Annotated in this window: 4 protein-coding genes and 1 pseudogene; 3 read left to right on the forward strand and 2 right to left on the reverse strand. The window is 70.3% G+C overall.

What is annotated here, in order from left to right; translation table 11 throughout:
• Window positions 1-170: 170 nt before the first annotated feature.
• Together BUE48_RS18240 and BUE48_RS18245 are read right to left on the reverse strand one after the other, a co-directional pair.
• Complete coding sequence (locus BUE48_RS18240) at window positions 171-983, reverse strand: enoyl-CoA hydratase/isomerase family protein (RefSeq protein WP_012853988.1); 813 nt, start codon at window positions 981-983, stop codon at window positions 171-173.
• A 10-nt stretch (window positions 984-993) separates the two neighbouring features.
• A complete protein-coding gene (locus BUE48_RS18245; RefSeq protein ID WP_012853989.1) occupies window positions 994-1,893 on the reverse strand; it encodes an SDR family oxidoreductase in 900 nt (299 codons plus the stop codon).
• 364 nt (window positions 1,894-2,257) lie between these two features.
• Here BUE48_RS18245 and BUE48_RS18250 point away from each other — a divergent pair, with 364 nt between their 5' ends.
• The 3 genes and pseudogenes from BUE48_RS18250 to BUE48_RS18260 all read left to right on the forward strand — a co-directional run bounded on the left by BUE48_RS18250 (window position 2,258) and on the right by BUE48_RS18260 (window position 8,360).
• Window positions 2,258-3,316: an NAD(P)H-dependent amine dehydrogenase family protein gene (locus BUE48_RS18250; RefSeq protein ID WP_012853990.1), complete on the forward strand. Its 1,059-nt coding sequence runs from the start codon at window positions 2,258-2,260 to the stop codon at window positions 3,314-3,316.
• 187 nt (window positions 3,317-3,503) lie between these two features.
• Window positions 3,504-4,172 (forward strand): AIM24 family protein, encoded by a 669-nt coding sequence (locus BUE48_RS18255; RefSeq protein WP_012853991.1) that lies wholly within the window; start codon window positions 3,504-3,506, stop codon window positions 4,170-4,172.
• A gap of 463 nt (window positions 4,173-4,635) precedes the next feature.
• Window positions 4,636-8,360, forward strand: a pseudogene (locus BUE48_RS18260) (multifunctional oxoglutarate decarboxylase/oxoglutarate dehydrogenase thiamine pyrophosphate-binding subunit/dihydrolipoyllysine-residue succinyltransferase subunit).
• Window position 8,361 lies beyond the last annotated feature (1 nt).

Below are 8,361 nucleotides of genomic sequence, written 5' to 3' on the forward strand. Positions count from 1 at the left end.
CCGCACGCCCGGCCAAGAAGGCTCGGGAAGCGGCGGATGAAAAGCCTCGAGCGTTCAGGGGGCCGCAGACGGTGCGGGACGGGCGGGCCACCCGCACCCTCGGCACACCCAAGATCATTCAGGTGCGCGGGCGGTGACGCCCGGCCCCGTCGCGGGGCCGGGCGCCCGCATCATCGGTTCTTGAACGTCGGCCGCCGTTTGGCCAGCGTGGCGCTCAACCCCTCCACCAGGTCCTCGGTGAAGAAGGCCACCGTCTGGATCCCGGTCTCGGCGATCAGCTGCTGGCGCAGCCCCGGGGCGTCCAGGGAGGCGTTCAGCAGCTCCTTGGTGCGCCGCAGGCCATACGGGGAGCGCTGCAGCAGCTCCTCGGCCAGCGCCAGCGCCGCCTCCAGGTCCTTGCCCTCCTCGGCCCGCTCGGTGATCAGGCCGAGTGCGTCGGCCTCCTCCACCGACAGCCGCTTGGCCCGGTAGAGGATGTCGGCGGCCCTGCCCGGCCCCACCAGGCGGGGCAGCAGCCACGACAGCCCGCAGTCCCCGCCGGAGAGGCCCAAATCGGTGAAGGGCACCACGAAGCGCGTGGTGGGGTCGGCGACCCGCAGGTCGCAGGCCAGCGCCCAGGAGACGCCCATCCCCGCCACCGGCCCGTGCAGCGCGGCGATCACCGGCTGGGGGATCTCCCGCAGCCGGGCGGTCACCTCGCCGCCGACCGCGATGCCCCCGTACAGCCGCTGGGCCCTGCCCTCCTGCTGAGCCGCGTCGCCGGGGCCGTCGCCGCCCTGGATGTCCATGCCGGAGCAGAACCCGCGGCCGGCTCCGGTGAGCACCACGACGTGCGTGCGCCGGTCGAGCATCAGCTCGTTGAGCACCGCCAGCATCTCCTCGCTGACGGCCGCATCGACCGCGTTCAGCCGGTCCGGCCGGTTCAGGGTGATCACCAGCACCCCGTCCCGGCGGTCCAGCAGCAGGGATCCGCGCTCGCTCATCGCCCCGCGCCTACTGCAGCACCTGCATCAGCGGCGCCATCTGCTCGCCGACGTTGCGGGGGACGATGAACGGCTCCTGGGCGTTGATCTGCTCCCAGTTGGCCGCCACGTCCTCCACGGTCAGGCCGTCCTTCTTGGCCCAGCCCGGCCCCTCGGCGACGAAGATCTTGGCGATCCGGCCGCCGCCGACGGTGTAGACCTCGCCGCTGGCCTGGTTGTCCTCGTGCGCCAGGTAGGCCACCAGCGGGGTGACCTTGTCCACGCCGAGGGCCTCGGCGAAGTCGGCCGGCAGCAGGTCCTCGGTCATGCGGGTCCAGGCCACCGGGGCGATGGCGTTGGCCTTGATGTTGTACTTGGCGCCCTCGTGGGCCAGCGTCTTGGTGAAGCCCACCAGGCCCATCTTGGCGGTGGAGTAGTTGGCCTGGCCGAAGTTGCCGAACAGGCCCGCCGGCGAGGAGGTGTTGACGATCCGGCCGTAGCCCTGGTCGCGCAGGTGCGGCCAGGCCGCGCTGGTGACCAGGAAGGCGCCGCGCAGGTGCACGGCGATGACGGCGTCCCACTCCTCGACCGTCATGTTCTTGAACGACTTGTCGCGCAGGATGCCCGCGTTGTTGATGACGATGTCGATCTTGCCGAAGTTGTCCAGCGCGGCCTGCACGATCGCCTGGGCGCCCTCGGGGGTGGCGACGTTGTCGGGGTTCGCCACGGCCTCCCCGCCGTTCTTGACGATCTCCTCGACGACCTGCTGGGCCGGGCCGGCCGAGGCGCCGGCGCCGGAGCGGTCCCCGCCCAGGTCGTTGACCACGACCTTGGCGCCGCGCGCGGCCAGCTCCAGCGCGTGCTGCCGCCCGAGGCCGTGCCCGGCGCCGGTGACGATCGCCACTCGCCCGTCGAAACGCAGTTCCGACATCCTGTCTCCTCACTTCACGCCGACTGTGCTGTTCGCCCGGGATCACCCGGCCCGCAGTGGAGGCGGACGCTCCTGCCCCGCTGCGGTCGCCTGTCTTAGGTAATCACTCAGGGATTACTCTGTGGTATCACCCAACCGAATCCCGCTCGGACTCAACCCCACCCCAAACCCTTCTTCCCCACCCTCCCTTCCCGCCCGAAGACGGGGCGAGCAGGCCGCGTTCATGCAGAAAAGGGGTCATATCCGGCATGTCCGCGAGTCAGGGAGGGGTATGTATATGTCAATTCGACGATTTCTCCCGTGTACGGCAGGTAGTCTCCTACCTCCTGGTCCTTCTCCGTCCCACCCCTGTCACGGAGGTCGTATGGGGCCCTACCGCGTCGTGCAGTGGGCGACCGGCGCACTCGGCCGCAGCGCCATCCGGGCGGTCCTGGAGCGCCCCGACATGCAGCTGGTGGGCGCACGGGTGTACGACCCCGCCAAGGCCGGCGTCGACGTGGCCGAGCTGGCCGGACGGCCGCCCATCGGCGTGCCCGCCACCGCCGACCCCGAGCAGATCCTGGCGCTGGACGCCGACTGCGTGATCTTCGCGCCCTCGGGCGGGGTGCTCACCCGCCGGCGCAGCGGCGGGCTGAACATCGTCTGCGAGCTGCTGGCCTCGGGCAAGAACGTGATCTGCCTGTCGGGCCTGGTCTACCCGCAGGCGCACGGCCCGGAGCTGGTCGACGAGCTGGAGCGGGCGTGCCGGGCCGGGAACTCCTCGGTGCACGGCACGGGGGTCAACCCCGGCTTCATGGCCGACCTGATGCCGCTGGCGCTGTCGCGGCTGTCCCGGCAGATCAGCCACGTCTACGCGCGGGAGTGCTCGGACTTCTCCGGCCATCCCTCCTGGCGGCTGGTGCACGACATGGTGGGATTCGGCAAGACCGAAGAGGAGTACGTGGCCGACCTGCGCAAGGCGCGGGCCTACATGCGCTCGGTGTTCACCGAGAGCATGTACCTGGTCGCCGCCGCGCTCGGCGTCGCGCTGGACGAGGTCGACTGCGACGTCGCCTACCGGCTGGCCTCGGAGGACTTCGACGTCTCCGCCGGGCACATCGCCAAGGGCACGGTCGCCGCCGCCCGCTGGACCCTCAACGGGCTGGTGAAGGGCAACCCCTTCATCATGGCCGAGGCCATCTACAAGGCCGACGCCTCCCGCGTCTTCGACTGGGGCGACCCCGGCTACGCGGTGCGCGTGCACGGCCGTCCCTCGATCACGCTGACCACCGGCGAGGACTGGGTGTCCAACGGCATCGCCGCCGCGGCCGCGCACGCCGTCAACGCCGTCCCGGCGGTCTGCGAGGCCGAGCCCGGCATCCGGACCCTGCTGGACCTGCCGCTGATCACCGGCCGGGCCGCGGCGCCGTACCGCTCCACCTGACCGCCGCGGACGCGCCGGGACCGACCGGGAACGCCGTTATGCTGACGGCTCGTATCCGCAAAGTCCGTGACGTGTGATCCCCGCTCCCGGTGCTGAAGGCGTCTCTTCCGCCGTCAGGCGCGGCGAGGCCATGAGCACGCACGCGGGCCGCCCTCCGGCGCGGCCATGAGCCAGAGAGACCCAGACGATGCGCAGCCCGTTCTTCGGCAACATGGAGCAGGCACAGCTCCCCGGGCATTTCGCCCTGCAGAACTCCAAGATGCTCCGCGTCCACCTCAACGGGGAGGTGCTGGCCCGCCAGGGGTCGATGGTGGCCTTCCAGGGGCAGATGGACTTCGACTACCAGGGCTCCGGCAGCGTCGGGCGCTTCCTGAAGAAGGCGCTGACCGGCGAGGGCGTGCCCACCATGCGGGTGCGGGGGCAGGGCCTGCTGTTCCTGGCGCACAACGCCGACGACATCCACCTGTTCTACCTGGAGAACGAGACGCTGACGGTCAACGGCGCCAACGTCCTGGCCTGGGACGCGCACCTGCACTCCGACATCCAGCGGGTGCAGGGCGCCGGCATCGTGGCCGGCGGGCTGTTCAACACCACCTTGTCGGGCACCGGCTGGGTGGCGGTCACCGCGCACGGCACCCCGGTCATGCTGGACCCCGGGCGCGCCCCGACGTTCGTGGACGCCCAGTCGGCGGTCTGCTGGAGCGCCGGGCTGCAGGTGGGCGTCAACCGCACCTTCAAGGCGGGCGCGCTGATCGGGCGCGGCAGCGGTGAGGCGATGCAGCTGGCCTTCCACGGGCAGGGCTTCGTGCTGGTGCAGGCCAGCGAGGGCCCGGTCGTCCCGCCGCACAGCCACTGACCTCGCCGTCCGGTCCCCGCCAATGGCGGTGACGGCCTCGACGCACCCGCTGCGGCCCGCAAAGACGCCGCACCGGGAAGGGCCGCCGAGCGCTGCGCGGCGCGCAACCTGGGCGGCCGGGGATCTGCAGCCCCCGCAAGGGGCGGCCCGCCGCCCGGCATGGCCGGTTACGGCCACGCATCATCCCAGGTCAGGGTTTTATCTCCGGCAAGAGCGCCCGCCGGGACGGGCCGGCCGGAGTAACGGCCGAGCGGGCGGGTAGGGCAAGGCGACGGAATGCCCGGCCTTTCCCGGATGTTGACGATCTTGCCGAAACCCTCCGGCCCCCGTGGGCGACGTGGCCATAATCAGGGGTCACCGGCCGAAGGCGGTCCTGCGGCTACCGTCGTCCGGGTCCGAGGCGAGTAGCCTTGTCTCGATTCAGATTTAACTTGCGAGCTGCGGAAGAGGGGCGATCCCCGCCGTGTCGACAGAGTCGTCGCGTACCAGTGCCGACCCGAGAACCACAGACTTTGGCGCCAACGAGTGGCTGGTCGACGAGCTGTACCAGAAGTACCTCGAAGACCCGAACTCCGTTGACCAGGCCTGGTGGAACTTCTTCGCGGACTACCAGCCGGACTCCCGGCCGTCCGCGCAGGGGGCCACAGCGACCGCGCCGGGTGGGGCACCGAGCGCCAACGGTGCCCCGGCGGCCGCCGCGCCGCCCGTCAAAGCGCCCGGCGGCGACGGCAGGGCCGCGCCCCCGCCTGCCAAGGCCAAGCCGGAAAAGGCCGCTCCGGCCGCGGTGCCGGCCGGCGCCGAGGAGGTCCGGCTGAAGGGGGTGGCCGCCCGGACGGTCGCCAACATGGAGGCCAGCCTCCAGGTGCCGACCGCCACCAGCGTCCGCGCGGTGCCGGCCAAGCTGCTCATCGACAACCGCATCGTCATCAACAACCATCTGCGCCGCGGCCGCGGCGGCAAGGTGTCCTTCACGCACCTGCTGGGCTTCGCCGTGGTGCGGGCGCTGAAGACGATGCCGGAGATGAATTACAGCTACGCCGAGGTCGACGGCAAGCCGGTGCTGGTCAAGCCCGAGCACGTCAATTTGGGCCTGGCCATCGACCTTAAGAAGGAGGACGGCCAGCGGCAGCTGGTGGTGCCCTCCATCAAGGCCGCCGAGACCCTCGACTTCCGCCAGTTCTGGGCGGCCTATGAGGAGCTGGTCCGCAAGGCCCGCGCCGGCAAGCTGACCCTGGAGGACTTCCAGGGCACCACGATCAGCCTGACCAACCCGGGCACCATCGGCACCGTGCACTCGGTGCCGCGCCTGATGCCGGGCCAGGGCACGATCATCGGCGCCGGCGCCATGGAGTACCCGGCCGAGTTCGCCGGGGCCTCCGACGAGACGCTGGCGCGGATGGGGATCAGCAAGGTCATGACGCTGACCTCCACCTACGACCACCGCATCATCCAGGGCGCCCAGTCCGGGGAGTTCCTGCGCCGCATCCACCAGCTGCTGCTGGGCGAGGACGGCTTCTACGACGAGATCTTCGAGGCGCTGCGCATCCCGTATGAGCCGGTGCGCTGGGTGCAGGACATCTCCGCCAGCCACGAGGACGACGTCGACAAGGTCGCCCGCGTCCACGAGCTGATCCACGCCTACCGGGTCCGCGGCCACCTGATGGCCGACACCGACCCGCTGGAGTACAAGCAGCGCCGCCACCCCGACCTGGACATCCTGCAGCACGGGCTGACCCTGTGGGACCTGGAGCGGGAGTTCGCCACCGGCGGTTTCGGCGGCAAGCCGAAGATGAAGCTGCGCGAGATCCTGGGCGTGCTGCGCGACTCCTACTGCCGCACCGTCGGCATCGAGTACATGCACATCCAGGACCCCGAGGAACGCGCCTGGATCCAGGAGCGCGTCGAGGTCCCCTTCGACCCGCCCAGCCGCGAGGAGCAGCTGCACATCCTGCGGCGGCTCAACTCCGCCGAGGCGTTCGAGACCTTCCTGCAGACCAAGTTCGTCGGCCAGAAGCGCTTCTCCCTCGAGGGCGGCGAGTCGCTGATCCCGCTGCTGTCTCCCTCGAGGGCGGCGAGTCGCTGATCCCGCTGCTGGACGCGGTGATCTCCGCGGCGGCCAAGGCGAACCTGGAAGAGGCCGTCATCGGCATGGCCCACCGCGGCCGCCTCAACGTGCTGGCCAACATCGTCGGCAAGTCCTACTCGCAGATCTTCGGCGAGTTCGAGGGCAACCTCGACCCGCGCTCGGCGCAGGGCTCCGGCGACGTGAAGTACCACCTGGGCGCCGAGGGCGAGTTCCACTCCTGGGACGGGCACACCATCCAGACCTCGCTGGTGGCCAACCCCTCCCACCTGGAGGCGGTCAACCCCGTCCTGGAGGGCGTCGTGCGCGCCAAGCAGGACGTCATCGACACCGGCGAGGCCGGCTTCTCGGTGCTGCCGATCCTCATCCACGGCGACGCGGCGTTCGCCGGGCAGGGCGTGGTCGCCGAGACCCTCAACCTGTCCCAGCTGCGCGGCTACCGCACCGGCGGCACCGTGCACATCGTGGTCAACAACCAGGTCGGCTTCACCACCGCGCCCGAGTACTCCCGCTCCTCGGTGTACTCCACCGACGTGGCGCGGATGATCCAGGCGCCGATCTTCCATGTCAACGGCGACGACCCCGAGGCCTGCGCCCGGGTCGCCAGGCTGGCCTTCGAGTACCGGCAGGCGTTCAAGAAGGACGTCGTCATCGACATGATCTGCTACCGGCGCCGGGGCCACAACGAGTCGGACAACCCCTCGTTCACCCAGCCGCTGATGTACGACCTGATCGACGCCAAGCGCTCGGTGCGCAAGCTCTACACCGAGGCGCTCATCGGCCGCGGCGACATCACCGTCGAGGAGGCCGAGCAGGCGCTGCAGGACTACCAGCAGCAGCTGGAACGCGCCTTCGCCGAGGTGCGGGAGGCGGCCGGCCAGCCCAATGTGCCGGGCTCGGTGGTGCGCCCGCCGGACGAGGACCGCATCCCGATCGACCACGGGGCGGTGCCCTCCGCGATCCCGCTCGAGACGATCAAGGAGATCATCAACACCCAGGTGGACCTGCCCGAGGGCTTCACCGTGCACCCGCGGCTCCAGCCGATCCTGGACCGCCGGGTCAAGATGATCGACGACGACGCCGTCGACTGGGCGACCGGCGAGCTGCTGGCCTTCGGCTCCCTGCTGATCGACGGCCACCCGGTGCGCCTGGTGGGCCAGGACGTCCAGCGCGGCACCTTCGGCCAGCGCCACGCGGTGCTGGTCGACCGCAAGACCGGCGAGACCTACACGCCGCTGTCGAGGTTCTTCAAGGGCACCACGAAGTTCTACGTGCACGACTCGCTGCTCAGCGAGTTCGCGGCGATGGGCTTCGAGTACGGCTACTCGCTGCAGCGGCCGGACGCCCTGGTGATGTGGGAGGCCCAGTTCGGCGACTTCGCCAACGGCGCCCAGTCGATCGTGGACGAGTTCATCTCCTCCGGCGAGCAGAAGTGGGGCCAGCGCTCCTCGGTCACGCTGCTGCTGCCGCACGGGTACGAGGGCCAGGGCCCGGACCACAGCTCCGCCCGCATCGAGCGGTACCTGCAGCTGTGCGCCCAGGACAACATGACGGTCGTCTACCCGACCACGTCGGCGAACTACTTCCACCTGCTGCGCTGGCACACCCTGTCGGGCCGCCAGAAGCCGCTGATCGTCTTCACGCCCAAGTCGCTGCTGCGCTCCAAGCCCGCGTCCTCGCCGGTCTCGGAGTTCACCAGCGGGTCGTTCCAGCCGGTCATCGGCGACCCCAAGATCGATCCCGCCAGGACGAAGCGGGTGATCTTCACCACCGGCAAGATCTACTACGACGTGGTGGCCACCCGTGACAAGAAGGGCATCGACGACACCGCGGTGATCCGGATCGAGCGGCTCTACCCGTCGCCGATCGACGAGATCAAGGCCGAGCTGGCCAGGTACCCGCAGGACGTGGAGATCACCTACGTGCAGGACGAGCCGAAGAACATGGGCGCCTGGCCGTTCTTCGCGCTGGTGCTGTGGAACTACCTGGACGGCCGGAAGCTGAACCTCGTCTCCCGCCCCGCCTCCTCCTCCCCGGCGGTGGGCTCGGCGAAGAGGCACCAGGCCGAGCAGGAGGCGATCCTCGCCCGGGTGTTCCCCGACTGAG

The sequence above is a fragment of the Thermomonospora sp. CIF 1 genome (genome assembly GCF_001896795.1).
GTDB lineage: Bacteria > Actinomycetota > Actinomycetes > Streptosporangiales > Streptosporangiaceae > Thermomonospora > Thermomonospora curvata.

What these genes read in the sequence shown, in the direction of transcription:
- BUE48_RS18240 (WP_012853988.1), bottom strand. Translation starts at nt 983, where the DNA reads ATGAGCGAGCGCGGATCCCTGCTGCTGGACCGCCGGGACGGGGTGCTG.
- BUE48_RS18245 (WP_012853989.1), bottom strand. Translation starts at nt 1,893, where the DNA reads ATGTCGGAACTGCGTTTCGACGGGCGAGTGGCGATCGTCACCGGCGCC.
- BUE48_RS18250 (WP_012853990.1), top strand. Translation starts at nt 2,258, where the DNA reads ATGGGGCCCTACCGCGTCGTGCAGTGGGCGACCGGCGCACTCGGCCGC.
- BUE48_RS18255 (WP_012853991.1), top strand. Translation starts at nt 3,504, where the DNA reads ATGCGCAGCCCGTTCTTCGGCAACATGGAGCAGGCACAGCTCCCCGGG.